13 protein-coding genes are annotated in these 19599 nt (G+C 51.0%); all 13 read right to left on the bottom strand.

Going from position 1 to position 19599, the window contains the following annotated elements; all coding sequences use genetic code 11:
• Window positions 1-153: 153 nt before the first annotated feature.
• Window positions 154-1095, bottom strand: a complete 942-nt coding sequence (locus JW953_18780) for a type II secretion system F family protein (protein MBN1994749.1) — start codon at window positions 1093-1095, stop codon at window positions 154-156.
• A 23-nt stretch (window positions 1096-1118) separates the two neighbouring features.
• Window positions 1119-2135, bottom strand: coding sequence for a type II secretion system F family protein (locus tag JW953_18775; protein MBN1994748.1), 1017 nt, complete (start codon window positions 2133-2135; stop codon window positions 1119-1121).
• Between the two features lie 24 nt (window positions 2136-2159).
• Window positions 2160-3560: a CpaF family protein gene (locus JW953_18770; protein ID MBN1994747.1), complete on the bottom strand. Its 1401-nt coding sequence runs from the start codon at window positions 3558-3560 to the stop codon at window positions 2160-2162.
• 37 nt (window positions 3561-3597) lie between these two features.
• Entirely contained in the window at window positions 3598-4872 is a 1275-nt protein-coding gene (locus JW953_18765; GenBank protein MBN1994746.1) for a response regulator, read from the bottom strand.
• A 466-nt stretch (window positions 4873-5338) separates the two neighbouring features.
• Window positions 5339-6439 carry a hypothetical protein gene (locus tag JW953_18760; protein MBN1994745.1) on the bottom strand — a complete coding sequence of 367 codons (1101 nt, stop codon included), beginning with the start codon at window positions 6437-6439 and terminating at the stop codon, window positions 5339-5341.
• Between the two features lie 205 nt (window positions 6440-6644).
• The gene (locus tag JW953_18755) at window positions 6645-9476 is read right to left on the bottom strand and encodes a tandem-95 repeat protein (protein ID MBN1994744.1); all 2832 of its coding nucleotides are present in this window, start codon (window positions 9474-9476) and stop codon (window positions 6645-6647) included.
• Window positions 9477-9503: 27 nt separating this feature from the next.
• Window positions 9504-9920: a response regulator gene (locus JW953_18750; GenBank protein MBN1994743.1), complete on the bottom strand. Its 417-nt coding sequence runs from the start codon at window positions 9918-9920 to the stop codon at window positions 9504-9506.
• Between the two features lie 139 nt (window positions 9921-10059).
• The gene (locus tag JW953_18745) at window positions 10060-10719 is read right to left on the bottom strand and encodes a response regulator transcription factor (GenBank protein MBN1994742.1); all 660 of its coding nucleotides are present in this window, start codon (window positions 10717-10719) and stop codon (window positions 10060-10062) included.
• Between the two features lie 20 nt (window positions 10720-10739).
• Window positions 10740-12458 (bottom strand): GAF domain-containing sensor histidine kinase, encoded by a 1719-nt coding sequence (locus tag JW953_18740; GenBank protein MBN1994741.1) that lies wholly within the window; start codon window positions 12456-12458, stop codon window positions 10740-10742.
• Between the two features lie 212 nt (window positions 12459-12670).
• Window positions 12671-15310, bottom strand: a complete 2640-nt coding sequence (locus JW953_18735) for a VWA domain-containing protein (protein MBN1994740.1) — start codon at window positions 15308-15310, stop codon at window positions 12671-12673.
• Between the two features lie 233 nt (window positions 15311-15543).
• Entirely contained in the window at window positions 15544-16860 is a 1317-nt protein-coding gene (locus JW953_18730; protein ID MBN1994739.1) for a pilus assembly protein, read from the bottom strand.
• Window positions 16861-17046: 186 nt separating this feature from the next.
• Window positions 17047-17730: a hypothetical protein gene (locus tag JW953_18725; protein ID MBN1994738.1), complete on the bottom strand. Its 684-nt coding sequence runs from the start codon at window positions 17728-17730 to the stop codon at window positions 17047-17049.
• A gap of 25 nt (window positions 17731-17755) precedes the next feature.
• Window positions 17756-19294 carry a hypothetical protein gene (locus JW953_18720; protein MBN1994737.1) on the bottom strand — a complete coding sequence of 513 codons (1539 nt, stop codon included), beginning with the start codon at window positions 19292-19294 and terminating at the stop codon, window positions 17756-17758.
• Window positions 19295-19599: the final 305 nt, after the last annotated feature.

Genomic DNA, 19599 nt, shown 5'->3' with positions numbered 1-19599 from the left:
TTTGGTAACAAGTGAGTTAAATTTGGATTTCAGGAGATGCGGAAAGCCCTTATCAACCGCTTCAGCTAAGGATTGGAAATAGATTAACTTCCTCAAGAACCAAAATGAAGCGTAATTTCACCGCCAAATGCGGAAGTTATTAAATCCTTAGCCCTAAAAGAGGCCGGGGGTTTCCATCATCACCAGAACCGCCGGGCCTAATAGAATGATAAACAGGGCCGGGAAAATCAAAAAAACCATTGGGAAAAGCATTTTAATGGGGGCTTTGTTAGCCATTTCTTCGGCGCGCTGTCTGCGTTTGACCCGCATTTGCTCTGATTGAACCCTGAGAATTTTGGCAATGCTAACGCCCAACGTTTCCGCCTGAATAATAGCGGCCACAAAGGTAGTCACATCGGGCACGCCCATGGTTCTATCCATGTTTCTCAAAGCCTCACGACGCGCTATGCCCAGGCGCATTTCCTGGACAACTTTGGAAAAACCCTTGCTCAACTCGTTATTCCACTTCTCGGCCACTTTTTGCAACGCGCCATCAAAACCCATGCCGGCTTCAACCGTAATGGTCAGCAAATCCAGGGCGTCGGGCAGGCTCTTGATAATCTCATCCTGGCGGCTTCTGGTTTTTGAACGCAGCCATAGAATGGGCAAGGAAAAGCCAAGTAGCACCCCTACGCCCCCGGCAACCATGCCCATCATAAAACTGGAGCCCAAAAGGCCAATCAAAAAGGCCAAGGCGCCCAACACAATTGCCACAAAAATTCGGATGCCAAAGAATTCGGTTGCGCCCCAGTTGTTGGGCCTGCCGGCCATGTCTAATTTTAGTTCAACACCCTCTTTTGATTTTGCCGGGGAAAGTCTACTAAAAACCTCGGCCAGTTTCACCAACATGGGCCGAAGAACTCGCTGGGTGAAAGGTTGGGAAAGTTCAATCTCTTCCAGGGTTAAGGGGGTAGCGCTTCTACCGGCATACTCCTCCAACCGCAAGTGCACATCTCCCGAACCGGAAGAGGTTCTCATGCCATAACGCACCAGGGCAATGGTGCCAATAATGCCTATCACCACCACAAAACCGACTACAATCCATATCAGCGTCATCTTAATACTCCCGCAAAAAATAACTATACGTCTATATCAATTATCTTTTGAATGGCAAAAAAGCCGGCGGAAATCGTCAAGAGACCCGCGCCAATCATAATCCACCCACAAGGCTGCGAGCATAAATCATCTGAAACGCCTCTACTCTCGCACGTAAAAATCATCCGGCCAATATATTCCTGATTCATGGCATACAAAATCAGGCCCAAAACAATTGGCAGGAAGGTGATAACATATCCCGACATTTGCCCTTGCGCCGTCAAAACCTGGATTTCGCCTTTGATCCGGACCCGTTCTCGGATAACAAAACCGATGATTTCCAATATCTCGGCCAGATTACCGCCCACTTCAGATTGAACCCCAATCGCCGTAATCATCAGGTCAAGGTCGTCACTGGGCACGCGGCGGAGCAGATTATTGAAAGCGCGCTCAGAATGAATGCCCAAACCAATTTCCTGCACCACCCGCCGGAATTCCATTGAAATGGGGGGGGGCATCTCTTCGGCCACCGCATTGATAGATTGCAACAACGAATATCCGGCGCGCAGGCCGTTGGCCATCAGGGTGATACCATCCCCCAATTGATTATTGAATTTTTTCAACCGGCTTTTCTGACGTGTTTTAATAACTATTTTGGGGATAAAGTAACCAAAAATGGCGCCGCCTAACAGAAAAATCCAATTGCGATGAAACAAAATCCAAGATACGCCTCCCGTTAAAATCACCGAAATTACGGTCATGGCCCAGAATTCGGCCACGGTCAACTTCAAATCGGCCCTGGCCAAATCAATAGCCACTTTCCGGCCAAGCCCGCGTTCTTCAAGAACCTGGTCTAATTTTTGGGTTAAAACAGACTCAGAGGTACGACCCGCTACACTGTCTCCCTCTCCTTCTGTATCCCGGATTACCTCTTCCGCCGTAATCTGCTCCAAACGCTCCAGGGCCACACCACTGTCTCGCCTGGACATCACTACGCCGGCGACGATAACGCCAATAGTTAGCAAAAACCCCAAACCCAAGATAACATAAACATACAACATGGCCAACCTCCGCCAACCAACTTACTAAAACCTGCCGCTTGCGCCAAAAATACTGGCCGGCAGGGTAATCCCGGCGGCTTCAATTTGTTCATAAAATTTGGGACGAATACCGGTAGCCTTTAACCGCCCAATAATTTTCCCATTCTCAATACCCTGCTGCTCAAAGGCAAAAATATCAGACATCACAATCACATCGCCTTCCATCCCCTGCACTTCGGTGATATTGATGATCTTACGACTACCGTCCTTCATCCGAGACTGTTGCACAATCAAGTCAACGGCTGAAGCCACCTGCTCCCGAATAGCCCTAACGGGCAAATCCATACCGGCCATCAAACACATAGTTTCCAGCCGAGAAAGCGTATCACGCGGGCTGTTGGCGTGAGCCGTGGTCAAACTGCCATCGTGGCCGGTATTCATGGCCTGAAGCATGTCCAACGCCTCACCACCCCGGCACTCTCCCACCACAATCCGGTCGGGGCGCATGCGCAGGGTGTTAATTACCAGGTCTTGAATAGTTACCTGGCCTTTACCTTCAATGTTTGGGGGGCGAGATTCCAGGGTAACTACGTGCTCCTGACGCAACTGTAATTCGGCGGCATTTTCAACCGTAATAATCCGCTCGTCTTCGGGGATAAAGGAAGATAAGACATTCAACAGCGTGGTTTTCCCGGAGCCGGTGCCGCCAGACACCACAACATTCAACCTGGCCCTGACACAGGCTTTCAGAAATTCGGCGGTTTCGGGTGAAAGTGAGCCAAAGCTAACCAAATCGTCAATGGTCAAGGGGTCCTTTTCAAATTTGCGGATGGTCAAAGTAGGGCCATTTAAGGCCAGGGGGGGGATAATGGCATTGACCCGAGAGCCATCGGGAAGACGGGCGTCAACGTAAGGCGAACTTTCGTCAATACGGCGGCCCAACGGAGAAACAATCCGGTCAATCACCCTCATCACGTGCTCATTATCCTCAAAGGTGATATTTGTTTTGGTCAATTTTCCCTTACGTTCAACAAAAACTTTGTCGGGGCCATTAACCATAATTTCACTGACGCTCTCATCGGCCAGCAACACTTCCAGGGGGCCAAAGCCCAGAATTTCGGCCACAATCCCTTCAAATAAACGCTCACGTTCCGAACGGCTGAGAATAATATTTTCCTGAGACAATATATGCTCAAACATATCTTGAATCGTTCGCCGCACTTCGTCGGTGCGAGAAACGTCCATGGTTGGATCCAATTCAGCCACCAATTTATCTTGAATGCGTTCTTTTAAATCCTTAAAAGGGTCCCGGCTCTGGCCGGCCGGCACTCTACGCAGTTGTGGTTCCGGGGTTTTGGGTCTGATTGGACCGGCAGGAGTATTGGCTTGCTGTTTGGCCCCTTGCGCGGGCTGTTGGCTTTTTTCGATACGTTTTAATAACGACATATTACGACCCCTTTAAATCAAAAAAGAATTTTATCGGCTATCTGCCAAAAATACTTGAACGAACCGGCGATTCCATCTCCTCTACCACCGGGCGAAGCGACTCGAGCACATGCTTACTGAAAGCAATAGTGGCCTGAGTTAACAAACTGTTTTTATCACCCAAAACATAAGGCACCCCCTGATTAACGGCGGTGGTTACCGAACGCTCATCAAGCGGCAATTGACCCTCAACCTTATATTTGATATTTGCCGAAATATCCTCAGCCCGAATATTGATGCGTTTATCCGCCTTGTTGAGCACAAAAATAATCCGATCGCGGCTGTACTCCAGCGCCTCTGTCACTTCAAAAAAGAGTTTGGCATCTTTAATAGCCGGTATTTCCGGTGTAGTTACTACTATTATTTTATCAGATACATCCAAAACATTCAAGACCACGTCGTCAAGGATACTGCTGGTATCCACAATGATAATATCAAACATTTTTCGCAATCGCGCCAAAACATCCGTAATCAGGGTCGGGAGAATGGTATCGGCTACTTCCGGGCTGGGGGGAGCCAGCAAAGCTTTAACCCCGGAACTATGAGGAATAAACACGTCGCTGATCAATTCATCATCCAACTCATCCGCATGCGCGGCCAGATCAGCAATCGTCCGGCTGGCATATAGATTTAACAAAACTCCCACGTCGCCAAATTGCAAACTGGTATCAACAATAATCACTTTACCGGCCGCATTTTGCTGTAAGGCTATAGCCAGATTCACCGCCAACGTACTACAACCAACCCCTCCTTTAGCGCTAAAAACGGTTATAATCTTACCATCTTCCCCGCCGGTAGTGGCTTGCGTGGCCGTTGCCTCTGTTGGAATTTGAGTAACCGGCATTGCCTGCCGACGGCTGGCGCCCAACTGGTAAACACGGCGAATACTACTCACCAACTCGTCACTGGAAAAAGGTTTAATCAAAAACTCTCTGGCCCCGGCCAACATGGAGCGCCGCAGGTAATCTGCTTCGCCCTGCACCGACATCATGATAATCTGACAAAATGGCACCTTTTGGGTTATCCGCTCACTGGCCGTGATCCCATCTACGCCGGGCATGTTAATGTCCATAAGCACAATGTCAGGCTGTAACTCAATGGCCATTTCAATGCCCTCTTCACCATTGGTGGCTGCACCCACCACGTCTATATCAGACTCAAAAAAGAGAAGCTTGCGTAAATTTTCCCGGGTTTCGGGAATATCATCAACAATCAAAAGATGAATTTTTTCTTCTTCTTGACTTTCCGGTATGGGGGTCACTGATCCTGACATGAAATATCTTCCTAAATGTATAGTGATTGTTTGTTATTATTGATCCTGGCAGCTTGTTGGAGAGGTTGAGGTTTCCACACCACAGAGGTTTTTAACGGAACGTATTTATGCAATTTTGTACCTGGTTTCTACCTAAAAGCATTATCCAAACAACTATAGTAAAATTATACCGAGAAGTGATACGTAGAGCAAGCGGTTCCCCCAGAATCCGCACAAACCCTCTTTAAAAGAGTCACCAGAGCGATGTATCGCTCTGGTTGCCAATATCTGCTTCCTACCACAAACTCTAAATAACCGAATATCAACATCATGGTGTATCTTACCACCACGCCGATCATTTTGGATCATCCCAATTATGATGAAACAAATAATTAAGTAGGCTCGTTAATTCCACTCCTGATCCGCTATGCCTCATCAAGAATTTTTTAAAGAATCAAAACCCAGACCTTGATTTCAATTTTAAACCTTACTGTTGGGGCGTTTGTTGCTCTTGCAGCTGCTGTTCAAGAACTATCAATTGTTGGTTAGCATCCAGGTCCTCTATTGAGGCCATAATGAACTCGATCTTGGGTGGTACGGCAATATTGAATCGGGTGAGCATATACTGCAACGTCACCGCTTCGGTTAAATGTTCGGCGTTTTGGTCGTCGGCAGACCGGAGAGCCATTTCGGTATGAATGCCGCTTTGGCGAATCCACAACAGCACCAGCGCATCCTGAGGGGTTACGGCCAGGGTAACAATATCCGGTACGGCAGGAGTAGGGGTGGGCACTTCTTCGCCTTCAGCCGTTTCAGGTGGCGGGGGAGGAGGCGGTTCAATCCAGGGGCCTACTTTAATCACTTTGGCTGCTTGCACGGTCAATTGGGCTGCGCGCCGGGGCAATTGCTGATGCCGGGGGTAAACCAGAGCCGGCAGATCACCCGACGCTATTTCAAAACGACCCTCATCAATCGGTTCGCTCAAGGCAAAAAAGCCGGTAGGTTCGCCGGTTTCCAGGTCTATCTCCGGGAAAATAAAACTGAGTTTGTTGGGCAACATAGTTTGATATTCTTCATCAACGTCAACAAAAAAAGCCGTTATCAGAATATCAACATAATCGTCAGCCTGAATGGCATAGGCCACACTGGATAGGCGATCAATGGGATGAGCCACCGCCACTTTTCCCGCCGGAATTTTAAAGGAGGCTTCCCCGGCTCCGGCCACAGGGGCCAACATATCTCGCAAGATAATCTGGCCCTGGAAAATTTCTACTTTGGCCACCATGCCAATAGTTTCAATCTCGTCTTGGATAACGCCGGGGGGAACACTGGTTGAGGGCCAGGGGCGGCGGCCAATGGAGCCTTCCACAAACTGCGCCCCGCGAGGAATAGGCTGCAAAGCAACAATAACGTCTGTGGTGGGCACCTCTTCCGGCCCTGTCTCCACCACCGGGGTCGGTGTTTCCGCTGCCACTCCGCCAAGCACACTGCTCAGGATACCTCCGCCAACAATCAAGAAGAAGACCGCGCCCAGCGTCAGCAGGCCCAAAACAATGCCAAGTATAATTAAGAGTCGGCCACGTTGCATATTAAAAATCTCCTTTTCGACAAAATAGACGAAAAGGACGCTAGCATAAGTATGATACCATTTTATGGGAAAAAGTCAAGCATTTGCGAAATTAGTTTTACATAAAGTTTAATAATATAAGGTAAGTGTCATTAATTCCAAATGGGGCCATAATCCTTTGGCCGGTTATGACCCCATCATTGTAGATTATTGATTGAGGGGAGAATTAAGAACTACCGCTATCGCAAGTTTCAATATTTTCGCCGGCTTCATAGGTATAGCCGCTCATGTTGATATTATCTACACAGAAGGTGTAAGTGCCCGTGGCATTTCTGGTTCTGGCCGTCTGAACTGTAGCCACCCCGCTGTAGTTGGTTGTATCCAAACCACTGCCGGGCTGCGGGCCAGACCAAGTCCCTTCAACGGTAGCGTTCCGAATTGGCGCGCCATTTCCATCTACCACGGTTATATCGGCAATGCCTCGATATCTGTTGCGAGAGTAGCTGACAACCCGAACATCAATAGATTGGACATAAACAATGGCAGGCTGTTGGACATCCACCGTTACCGTGCCCACATCAGAACCGCCTTTGCCATCGCTGACCAGGTAGGTGAAGGTATCAGCGCCGGTAAAGTTAAAAGCGGGGGTGTAGGTTACCGAACCATTTCCATTATACATCACCGTTCCACCGTTTGCGGTAGGAGTGCTAAAATCGCTAAAAATAAGCGGCGCATCCCCATCTATATCGCTATCATTGCTGCCTATATCAATGGTTACAGCCAAGCGCTTGTTTGTGGTTGCGCTATCGTCTCCCGCCACCGGGGGATTGTTGGGAATAACCGTCACCGATACCTGGGCGGTGGCTGTGCCGCCGCGCCCATCGCTGATAGTATAGTTAAAGGTGTCCGTGCCGTTAAAGTTGCCGTTGGGGGTATAGGTAACGGTTCCATTGCCATGATCCACCACACTGCCATTACCCGGCAAAGTAACAGAATCTACCGCCAGGGCATCGCCGTCGGGGTCACTATCGTTGTTCAGCACATTGATCACCACGGCAACAGTCTGGTCGGTGGTGGCGTTATCATTCACCGCTACCGGCGGCCTATTGGCCGGATTAACGGTAACTGTGACCGTAGCCGTGGCAACGCCATCGTTGTCATCGTTGATACTATAAGTAAAGCTATCAGTGCCGGTGAAACCTGCATTTGGGGTGTAGGTAATGGTCCCATTGCCATTATTGACCACACTGCCGTGGCCTGGCGCGCCAACAGAGTCCACTATCAGGGTGTCTCCGTCAGGGTCGCTATCGTTGCCCAATACATCAATGGTCACCGACGTATCCTCCTCGGTGCTGGCGCTATCATCTACGGCTACCGGCGGCGCATTTGTCCCGCCCACGGTAACCGTTACGGTAGCTGCGGCTGTGCCCCCATGACCATCGCTGATGGTGTAGGTAAACTGGTATGAACCGACATTGTTATTTTTGGGAGTGTAAGTGATGGTGCCATCGCCATTATTTACCGCCGTGCCTTTAGCCGGTTGGGTTAGCGAGTCTATCGTCAGGGGATTCCCATCGGGATCGCTGTCATTATTTAGCACATTGATGATTACCGGCGTATTTTTGGGGGTAGCTATGGCATCATCTACCGCTACGGGAGGATTGTTGCCGCCACCGCCGCCGCCAACCTCACTGCCATCAGAACAGGCTTCGTCATCATAGTACAAAAAGGTAGCCCTGATCAACTTATTGGAGCCTGAAATCTTTTTGCCGGTATTGGGGTCAATACAGTTGTTGCGCGGCAAACAAATCTCGTCAATAACCACCCGGGCAAAGTGAGAAATCTCGTAGGAGGCTTTGGCCCCACCTTTAGGGCCAACTTGCTTATAAACAGGTATCAGTACAGTCTTGCCCCGGTATGACTCTAACAGATCTTCGATGTCATTATTATTGCCAACCCCTGTTCGGCCGGCCACCCAATCGCCGATGTTGATAGTGTGGTCATTAGGATGATCGGGGTCGTCTTCATCCGCCGTAAAATCGGTCATTGACAGGCGGGGATTGGCCAACGACTCTTCAATGTAATTGATGCCCTTGGTTTCGTTGATATTCGAGTTCCAATATATCCAGCCAAAGTTGCCCGACGCGCTGCCTTCATACGCATCAATTTTCTGTTCAGGCGGGTCGTCTGGATCGCCGGCCAGCGCGTCTTCCGGAAAAGTAATGGGCAACAGTTCACAGGTAGGGCCAACCGTGTTGGTAGTGTCGGCATCCCGGGAGGCGACAATGCGCATGGCAGTATGGGTGTAAAACGGAATGGGATCGGTGAGGGCGTTGGAGATAAAAGGCACGCTTAACAATTGCGGCTGCTCATAAAACGCCTCGGTGATAATCATGTTGTTGCTTGATAATTCACCTGCCGTGCCGGTTTTTAAAACATTGCAGTTCATCTGATTATTTTCAAGCGCCAATTGTTTGGCCACGGTTGCGTAATCGCCCCCGCCCAGCCGGGTGTCTTGATGGACGCCGTAGGTTTGAGCGTAATATGCGTAACCCGGCGTGTCTGGATGCAGAATCAGATCATCTTTGGTAAACCATTGGGGGTGATCGGGGTTACTTTCATTACAATTGCAGGTGGGGTTGAATTCGTAGGGCACTACCGGGTCGCCGCCCTGGTACTTGACACAAGGATATCCGGTATCAATTACAAAATGCGACATAATGACCGTAGCATTGGAGGTGCCGGCATCAAAGTCCAGCGGCAATTGTTCCGCCATACTATTCAGGGTATGTGATAAGACAATGTCGTAGCCTACCGTCGTAGGGTCTTTGACGGAATAATTTAATACCCCATTTTTTATGGCAAAGCGGGTGCTTTCCCGGTTCATACTTGTTAGCACCAGGTAACCGCGCAGCGCCCAACCGACCTCAAAAACGCCAATAAATAATAAAAGCAATAAGGGCGTAATAATGGCCATTTCTACCAGGCTTTGACCTTTTTCCCGGCTAAACGCCAACTGTTTCCGGTGTTCCAGCTTGTGTTTGAGTTTGGTGAACATAAGTTATTCTCCTTAATTCTACTCCGGCTAAACCTGACCCTGAGCCAATATACTTTCAGGAGCCGGAATCTGGGCAGGCCTTAGTGCGCGCAAAGTCTGCAATAGTCCATCAGCCATCTCGGATTTGGTCAAACAGGCGGCTGCCCCGGCGGCAAAGGCGGCCTGGGTGTATTCGGGAGAAGAGATGGGCTTGAAGGTGATAATGGGCACCTGGGGATAGATGGCGTGCAAAGCCAAAACCGTTTGTAACCCACAGATTTCAGAATGAGATAGGTCAACCAAAATGATGTCGGGGGAGAGGGTGTAAGCCATTTCTACGGTTTCGTTGCTGTTGCCAGACAGGCCCACTATCTCAAATTCGGTTTCGGGAATGAGCATGCGCCAGATTGAATTGTTAAAATATTTACTGCTATCTGCCACTAAAACACGTTGATGCCGGGACATAGCCTGCTCCTACTTTTTAGTTTATTACAAAAATCCAGGCCTGAGTATCGGGAAAACCCTGATCTGGCCAAAGAAAAACCCCTATCTTTTACCAAGATAGGGGTTAAGGGCCAAAAAAAATTTGGAGGCCAAACAATAGCTATTCTTCTAAAGCGGCCCAACCTTTACGCAACGCATATTTTACCAACTCGGTTTTACCGGTTAAGTTTAATTTGCTCATCATATTACTGCGATGGGTTTCTACGGTTTTAACGCTGATATTCAGTTGTTGGGCAATCTCCCGATTGGCCAATCCCTCGGCCAGCAGTTGCAACACTTCCCGCTCCCGTGAAGTGAGCAAATCCTGGCTGCTGTCCCGCCCTCGCGTTTCGGCCCGAGACACGTAGTTGTCAATGACCGCCCGCGAGATAGGGGGGCTTAAAAATGACCCACCGGCAAGTACCGCCCGGATAGCCATCAGCACCTCCGAAGAATCGGACTGTTTTAACACATAACCCAAAGCCCCGGCGCGCAATACCTGAAAAACATACTCTTCGCTGGCATGCATAGAAAGAATAATCACTTTAACCTGGGGGTAACGCTGTAGAATCTGGCGCGTGGCTTCAATGCCGTTCAGGCCAGGCATCGAGATGTCCATTAACACAAGGTTGGGTTGCAGCGTTTCTACCAGGGGCAAAGCCTCCCGACCATTGTCGGCTTCGCCCACAATTTCAATATCCGGTTCGTCGGACAGGAGCGCCTTGATTCCCTGGCGCACCACAATATGGTCTTCTACCAACAGCACTCTTGCTTGGAACATTCATTTTTCTCCTTTATGACTCATCGGCTGAGGGGCAGTTTGGCCAAAATCCTTGTGCCCAGGCCAGGTTGAGAGATAACGTCTAATTGTCCGCCCAACAATCCGGCTCGCTCGCGCATGCTCACCAACCCCAGGCTCTGCCGGGCGGCAGGTGAACTCAACCAGCCGGCCATATCAAAACCTACCCCATCATCCTCAACCCGGATAATGACTTGACCATTTTTTACCCCCACCTGCACCAAAACGGAATCGGCCTGGGCGTGCCGGGCCACGTTGGTCAGGGCTTCGATGATCAGGCGATAAATGGTGATTTCTAATTCTGGCTGGAGCGCCGCATCAGCCAGATCAGTTTTTAAGTGGACGGCCTGGCCGGTGCGCTGCTCGTAACGATCAACCTCCCAACGCAAAGCTGAAACCAGGCCCAGGTCGTCCAGGATGGCCGGGTGCAATTCCAGCGACAGATTCCGGGCTATTTCCAGGGTTTGCACGGCCAACGAACCGGCCTCGTGGACACTCTGCTTGAGTTTAGGAGCGGCCTCCGGCGGCAACGAACGGCGGGCTACATCTAAATTGATCTTGAGGGCGGTGAGCGCCTGGCCCAATTCGTCGTGCAGTTCTCGGGAGATGCGGCGGCGTTCTTCTTCCTGGGCATTGACCAGGCGCAGAGAAACCTGGCGCAGTTCCTGGCGCTGCGCCCCAAGTTGAGCAAAAAATTGAGCGTTTTGAATAGCCACCGCGGCCTGACTGGCCAACGACATCAAAGTAGCCACATCATTGGCCTTGAAACAATTGGGCTGAACAGCATAAGCGGCTAATACGCCAACCACCCGATTATGAGAAAGCAGCGGCGCCGCCACCATAGCCCGCCAATCTGACCCGTCTTTCTCCGGCCCCGGGGCCAAAATAGCCCTGTCCAGGGTATCGGCAATGATAATGGGGCGCTTTTCCCGGACAGCCTGGGCCAAAGGATGATGATCTAAAAAATTTAACGTGGCGTTGGATTTGCAACCGGCCCCTGTATCCGGCCTATCCCATCCGGCCCGGGCCACCAGGCGAAAGCCTTCATTTTCCGGTACAGCCACATAAACAAACTGCGCGTTTACCAAGCGGTAGGCAAAGTCGGCCACGTTGCGCACAATACGCTCGTAATCCAATTCCGAGGCCAGCGCCCGGCCAATCACCTGCATAGCTTCGGCAATCAATTGCCCATCTTCTACTTCGTGATAAAGCCGATCATTTTCAAGGATAAGCGCGGCCTGGTTGGCCAAAGTTTGGCAAAGTTGCACTACCTCAGCGGTAAATTGGCCGTCGCGCCAGTTGACCACGTATAAACTCAATAAGCCAACGGCCTGTTGCTGGCGCGCCATGGGGATCAAGAGCGCGCCGGTCCAGTGAAAGGCACTGAGCAACTCTTTGTCCGCCTCAGCTACGGCAGGGTCGTCCACCCGAACCAGGAGAGGGGTTTGCGCGCGCAACGCCTGAGCCATAGCCGGATAATGGGCCAGGGGGTAAGCCGCCCCCTGATGACTGACGTCGCCAAAAGGCGTTGACACGGCGGGAGATACATAATTGGCCAAAACAATGATAGTGTCGCTTTTAGCCTGGCCCTTAAAAACCGTGCCGCCGTCGGCGCCCGCCAGTTGAACGGTTTTGGCTATAAATTCGGCCAGCAATTCATCCAGAGCCGCCGGGGCGGAAAGAGAGGATATAATGTCGAGTACGGGGGCTATTTGGTTCAAAAGTCTCCCTGCAACATTTTCTAAAAGTTATTATTCAACTTCACCCGTCTTTTATTATACCATAAGCCCTATAACGTTGCGCCTGAACCTTTGTCCTACCCGGCCGGCTTGGATCAGTTCTTGAAACCGGCCAGGTTGTTGAACAAACAAAAACTCTGCCCCAAAGAATGAGACAGAGTTTGAGCTGAGAGCGTGTTTCTTAATTTACAATCTTATTGGATCAGGCGAACGGAAACGCTCTTCAAAATCGTGTCAAAAATACCGTCCAACTGGGCCGGCGATAACGCGCCAAAATATTGGCCGTTGGAACCCGGCAATGTGGCGATCGCTTCCAAAAACTCCACATCAACGCCGTTGCCCAGGCCAATGGTATAAATGGTCACATTGTTCTCGGCGGCCACCTTGGCATAAAACATGGCGCAATCTGTGGCCTGGGCTTCCGAATCCGAGGAATAAGTGTCTGGCGGCCACAGGGTATAGTAAGCAGAATTATTGTCGTCGCATACGCCGCCGGGGTCCAGATTGGCTATACCGTCGGTCATCACAATCAAGATGCGCCGGGCCGCCCCGCCCCGGCTGCAATGGTCGGTGGGGTCCTGGCAAGTATTGTCTAAAGCGCCGCCCAGGCCGTCGGGGGGGTCAATGCCCAGCATTTCTAACCCTCTCATCATCCCCTCGGCCATATTGGTGCTGCCGTTGGGGGGTAACATCTCAACCGTCTCCAGCACCTCGGTAAAACTGATGGGATTGGTGCCCATAAAACATTGGCTGGCCGGAAGATAACGCCGGCAGCGCAGTTCCGTTCGGCCCGCGCTCGGGGTACTGGTGCTATAGCTGACAATGCCTACCTGGTCGAATTGGGGGTCCAACTTGGAGATGAACCGCTTGAGCGACTCTTTGGCCCCGCGAATAGGCTGGTAGCCGCTAAAGAGGGGGTTATTGTTAGGGTCGCTCTGGTCGTAATCATCGTGCTTCACCGTGCTGGCCCCATTGTCTATGGGGTGCACGCAATCCGCCTGGTCAACGGTGAGGCCATAAATGGGGTTACAGCGGTTGCAGGCCTGCCGGAAAGCCGAGCCGCGGGTGGCCTGGAGGTTGGTTGAGCCGCTATTATAATTGCCGGTAAAACTGGTGTCGTTGCGGTTGCCAATCACAATCTGGTCAATGTCGTAGCCGGTTTGGCCCGCCCAAATTTTTAGGGTGTAACGTTTGCCGTTTTCAAGATTTAATTTGGTTGAAGTACTGGTCAATTCTGTCCACCGCCAATCATCGGCATCGGCGCCGCCATACGCAGCCCCACTGTACGCCTTTTGATCCGTTCTGGATTTTTCAATCTGGCCGCTCCCCAGCGGCGTGGCCAGGGTGGGGTCTCCCCCGGCGGCAGTGTACAGGTCTTCGTATTCATACACGGCCCAGTAAATGATCCTATCCCCCTCGGCCCAATACGTGTAGCCGGCCTGAACGCGGGCCCAGATGCGGGTATCATCGTTGGTGGTGCTCGTTTCCCAGTCGCTGGCGGTGACAAAATCATATTCCAGGCTGGGGACGTCGTTAGGTTTATTCCGCGCCTCATCCAGGGTATAATCGTGGCCAAAAGGGACGCCCAGAAAGGTGGGCGGATCAGGAGAAAGGGACCAACTCACGTAGGGGTGATGCGAAACCCAGGAGCCACGGCTGTAAGACGACAAGATAGGCATAGCCCCCACCGCTGTACTGCCAGACCCCATCATTCTATCAACGGTGCGCCAGTTGGTGTGCTGAACGGCCCAGTAGCCGCGCCCCGGCTGGCGGTAAAAACCGGCCAGCAGGGAGGTATTCAAGGAGTAAAGTTCGGCCTCAATCACCACGTAGCGGCGCGCGTCGCCGCTGCCGCCAATGGTGTAGTATTCAACCGTATTGCTGTCGCGCTGCCAACACAATTGGCCGGTATTGTTGCCTATCCCGCCGCTGCCGGCGGTCATGGTGCCTTTGGGCAGGTGGTCGGTGGGAATGGGGTGGAGATAAGCCGGATTTGGATACTGGATGCTAAAATTGGGATCGTGCGTAGGCAAATCATCCCAGTCAATTGTGCCCTCGCCATAGGGTTCGTAGCAGCCAAAGCAGTTGGTGTCAAACTGCATGGAGCCGGACATGTCAAAAACAACGGCCACGTCCAGGTTGGTCACATTTTGGGCAATAGCCTCATCCGACACCGGCACCTCGCCAAAGCCAAAGAATTGCATAAAGTTCATGCCCACCGGGATGTCGCCGTTGATAAAAATTTTATTGGCCGTGCCCAAAATATCGGCGCCCGGATTACACTGTTCGATATCGGGCGAATATACACCGCTGACCTTGGATTGATAGGAGCGGGTATCTATATAAAATTCGCCCACGGGATCGGCTACGGGGTTGCCGGTAGAGGGGAAATAAAGATGGTAGAGGATATTTTGCGTGCCGCTGGTATCACTCACCAACTTGGTGGCCCGAATAGGGGCGGTGGTGGTATCGTGATAGTTTTTGAAGTTGGCTTCGCGCAAATAGCCGTCGTGGGCGCAGCCCCTGACGTAAACATTTACCTGGGGCTGGCCGGCCGGATTCCGCAGCCGGTAGCCGTTCTGGTCCAGGTAGCCAATGGCCCTCAGATAGGCTTTTTCTTCGTTGGGCAATTCCACCACGGCCGCCAGGGTAGCCGCGTCAACGGCGCGTTTAATGCGCGTGCGCTCAATGTAAACCAGGCCCAAGTCCAGGGCCAGGCCCAGCATGGCAATCAAGCCCATAAAGGCAAAAGCCAAAATGATAATGCTCTGCCCTTTTTGTTGAGGAATGCGGCGTGAGACGAAACGTTTTATTTTAGAGGAAACTGTTGGCATAAATAACATAGCAAACCTCGCTTACATCCTACTGAATACGTAACTGCTCACCTTCATGTCATTTCGAGGCCATAGGCCGAGAAATCCCTATGGCGTGGCACTCTTGGAGATTTCTCCCTTCGGTCGAAATGACATGGGTAAACAGTTACCTGAATACTAACAGTTTGTAACAGTCAAGAAACCCTTAAAGGTTTGCCAACTGCCGGTTTGCCCGAAACCTTTAGGGTTTGGATTTACTGGCAAGACTCGTCGGCGTAGCCTTCAAAGGTGGCATGGATTGATTTTGAACCGGGCGTATAACAACTGGCGCTGCTTCGCGGCAGGCAAATCTTGTTGATGGTAATTCTGGCGATGTGAGCCACATGGTAACCTTTATTTGAACCACTTCCCCCATGAGTATCGTAAACAGGCACCAAAATGGTTTTATTTACCAGCTTCTCCAACTCATCCATAACCGCATCAGAGTTGCTCACCCCGGTTTTACCCGACACCCAATCACCAACATTGAATCCCGTATTTGTTGGGTCGGGACTCAAATCTGGCGAGGGCTTGAGGCCCATAAAATCATGCATTGTCAAAACGGGGTTGTGTAATTCTTCGGCCACATAAGTATTGCTGTTATCGCCGGGATCCCAATTCAACCAACCAAAACCGCCAGGAGGAGCACCCTCATACGCATCTATAACGGTGGTGCCGGTGATAGGATTGACCAATTGAGGAAAGGTGATAGGATAAACGGTGCAAGTAGGGCCAACCGAGTTGGTGGTATTGGCATCCCGGGAAACAACAATGCGCATGGCCGTGTGGGTGTAAAAAGGGATAGGATTGGTGAGCCGATTGGCCAGAAAGGGCACGCCCAACAATTGGGGTTGGTCGTAAAAAGTTTCGGCAATAAATACGTTATTGCTGGACAATTCGCCCGTGGTCCCGGTTTTGAGGACATTACAATTCAACTGGTTATTTTCCAGGGCCAATTGATCGGCCATGGCCTGGTAACTGCCCCCCCCCAACCGGGTGGTTTTATTAATGCCATAAATTTGGGCGTAATACGCGTAACCCGGCGTGTCGGGATGCAAGATCAAATCGTCGCGCGTAAACCACTGCGGGTCGGCCGGGTTATCTTCGTTGCAGTCACAGGTGGGGTCGAATTCGTAAGGCACCTTGGGATTGACGCCCTGGTATATGATGCAAGGGTAACCGGTGTCCACATAAAAATGCGACATAATGATGGTGGCATTGGAATCACCGGCGTCAAATTTAAGCGGCAGTTGGTCGGACAGGCTATTGAGGGTATGGGATAAAACCACATCATAACCAACCGTGGCGGGATCTTTGATGGAATAATCCAAAATGCCGTTTTTTACGCCATAGCGCACAGTTTCCCGGTTCACATTGGCCAGCACCAGGTACCCCCGCAAGGCCCAACCCACTTCAAACACACCCAGAAACAAAAAAAGCAACAACGGCGTAATAATGGCCATCTCTACCAGGCTCTGGCCACGTTTGCTGCCATTTAATTTTTGCCGCCAGGAAATAATGAACTGTTTCATTTTGTACACCTTTCTACCACTTATTTGGTCTCGAAAAATCATAACTGTTCAGGCATGTCATTTCGACCAAAGGGAGAAATCTCCTTAAAGCCGTACCTTGAGAAGGAGATTTCTCGGCCTCCGACCTCGAAATGACATGGGACTGAGTAGTAACAAAAAATCTTGGCATAACCAGGGTAATCATGATTATTCAGCCTTGACCACATAATCTATACTTTGGCCGGTTTCCACATTCAGGCCCGAAATGGTCCAGACCAGGGCGTTTTCGGCGGTGCTGTAAGACAGTTGAGCCGAAACCACCGGATTGAGCGATTCTTGCAACCACCGGCCGCCGCCATGGTTCAACCACTCGGTAATGGCCGCCGGGCTGTCCATGCGCCAACTATCCAGGTTTACCAGGCGGGTTTCGCGCCGGTTCTTTTCCAGATGCGGCCGCACCATCACCTCCTGTTCCGGGGTGACAATGACAAACAAAATGCGTTGTAACCCCGGCGAGTAAAAACGGTAAACCCATTCTACCGGCTGCTCCAGCGCCGCCATCGAAGCGTGATTCCAGGTGGCCGAGGCGTTGACAAACTGCACATCGCTTTCCCAGGCCCGGGCCGCGGCTTCGGCCAGGGGGTAAAGGCTGCGGGCCGTCACCTCGCCGGGCGTTATTTTGTAAACCGGCCGGCTCAGGTCCGACATCCTGAGCATAAAAAAGCCCAACACCAACGCCACCACACAAATACTGGTCAGCCAAAACGTTACCAAAATCAAAATATCTCGCCGTTTGAGCGATTGAAACACAAAAGGTCCGGTCTTCCTTTTTTTCTTTTTGATCTTCTCAGAACCACCTTGCGGCCGGGCCGGCCGGTTGTTTTCTGGCATATAGAATCCGTAACCCCGGCGTTAATTATGACCTTCTTTTGACGATGATGGGCAGGTAAGGCCCCCCCGCCTGGTCGGTTGGATTATTGGTAGTGGTATCGGTTAGGGCAACGGTGCCGTTGTAAATCACGTCAAATACCTTGGGTTCGTCAAGCTGATACTCACCTTCCTCCTTGCCTTCCATGTAAAGCGCATAGATGTCCCCATCCACCACCGTAAAGCGGGGCGACATTGAGTAATACTGTGCGCCGGGGTTGCTGCCAAATTTTTTGTTTTCTGTTTCATTATCGCTTGGGTAAGACCATTCACCATCCTCAAAAAGGCTGTAACGCACATCGTGCCAATACGAGGCGCCGGCGTTATTGGTTTCATGCCAAACGGCATGCACAATAGTTGTTACTACAGGGGTGGTGACCAATTCGGCGGCCACTTGTATTTGCAGCCGTCCCGCATGGGGTGATTTATGAAAATTTTCATCGGAAGAACTGGGATTAGGGTCGGACCGATGTTTGACGGCGGGGGTATAAAAGTCTTTGGCTCCATCAAAGTTAACGCCGCTATCCTCGGAGAGATTATAGATAGCGTAGTATTGCTCATCGGCGGGCCAACTACTCGGGGTGGGAATCACACTCAACTCGTCCCAGACCAGCATGACCGTGTTGGAAATCGCGACTATATAGGGATAATCTGGATGCTGATTGGCATACTTAACAAATTGTTGGACACCACTCCAACCGGTCACGCCGCCGCTGGTGGCATTCAACGTGGCCCGCTTGTACTTGATTTGTTCATTGAATTTATTATCCCGATCCGTGTCGCTGGCCCAGGCCACGTGAAGGTAAGAATGCGTCGCATCCCTGGAAACAGCAATGGCCGGATGCGAGGCCAGTTCAAGAGAGGGGTCATTGGAAACCGTAAACGGCTGTGTCCATGAGCTTGCCCCAACCGGCTTGCCGCTGTAATAAATCAAGGTTTGAGTGGGCGAGCTTCTTGAATCAATGAATTGCCATACCACATGCAGCGCGGTGCCGGCAGGATGTTGGGAAACAGCTATTTTGGGGGCGCTCACAACCCTAAAGTCATCGGTATTATTAACTTCCTGTATTTTTGTTTCCTGGCTACAGGAGGAGGCAGCAGTTGTTTGGCAAAGGGCGTAATAGATGGTGTAATACTTTTTCCCCCCCTCTTCGCGTAAATTGGTCCACACCACATGCATATTGGCCTGGTTAATGGGATCGCTGGCCACAGCCGGGGCCCACGACTGGTCGGAGACTGAATTGGAATTGTCAACCGTAAAGCGGCGATCAAGCGTGTAACCATCGTTGGCCATTTTAATGTAAATAGGGCCTTGCGCCGCATTACCGCCAGGGTAGCGGTCGGCCCAGACCATGCCAATATTATCTTGATTCTGGCTAACGGCAATGGCCGGATAGCCGGCATCTATAGTGGCCTTGGAGATGTTCAGGTGGTTGTTGCCCAACACCTGGGCCAAAACAAGATGCGCGGCCAACAGCAAAAACAGCACCGGCAATATTGGTAAAAACACTTTTTTCACTTTATTCATTTTAATAATATCCCCTACCTTAGTTCCCAAAATTAAGCCCTCTATCGGTTTTATAGGTTTGTTTAAGGAGTGCGGCGTAAATTCCGCACTCCGCCACCAGACATTATTTGGTGATACCCATAAGTGACGGCATGTCATTCTGAGCGACCAACGGGAGCGAAGAATCTCCGCGTTAGAGGTAAGTATTCCTTCGAGAGCGGAGATTCCTCGTCGTTTCACTCCTCGGAGCAACTGTGATTTAATTTTATCAAAAACGACGCACATCAAGCCGGCGACCAGGCTTGTCGGGTGCGAACCATTGCATT

The sequence above is a fragment of the Anaerolineae bacterium genome (assembly GCA_016931895.1).
Lineage (GTDB): Bacteria > Chloroflexota > Anaerolineae > 4572-78 > J111 > JAFGNV01.
Note: the sequence above shows the minus strand (reverse complement) of the source record. Positions and strands in the feature narration are given on the sequence as shown.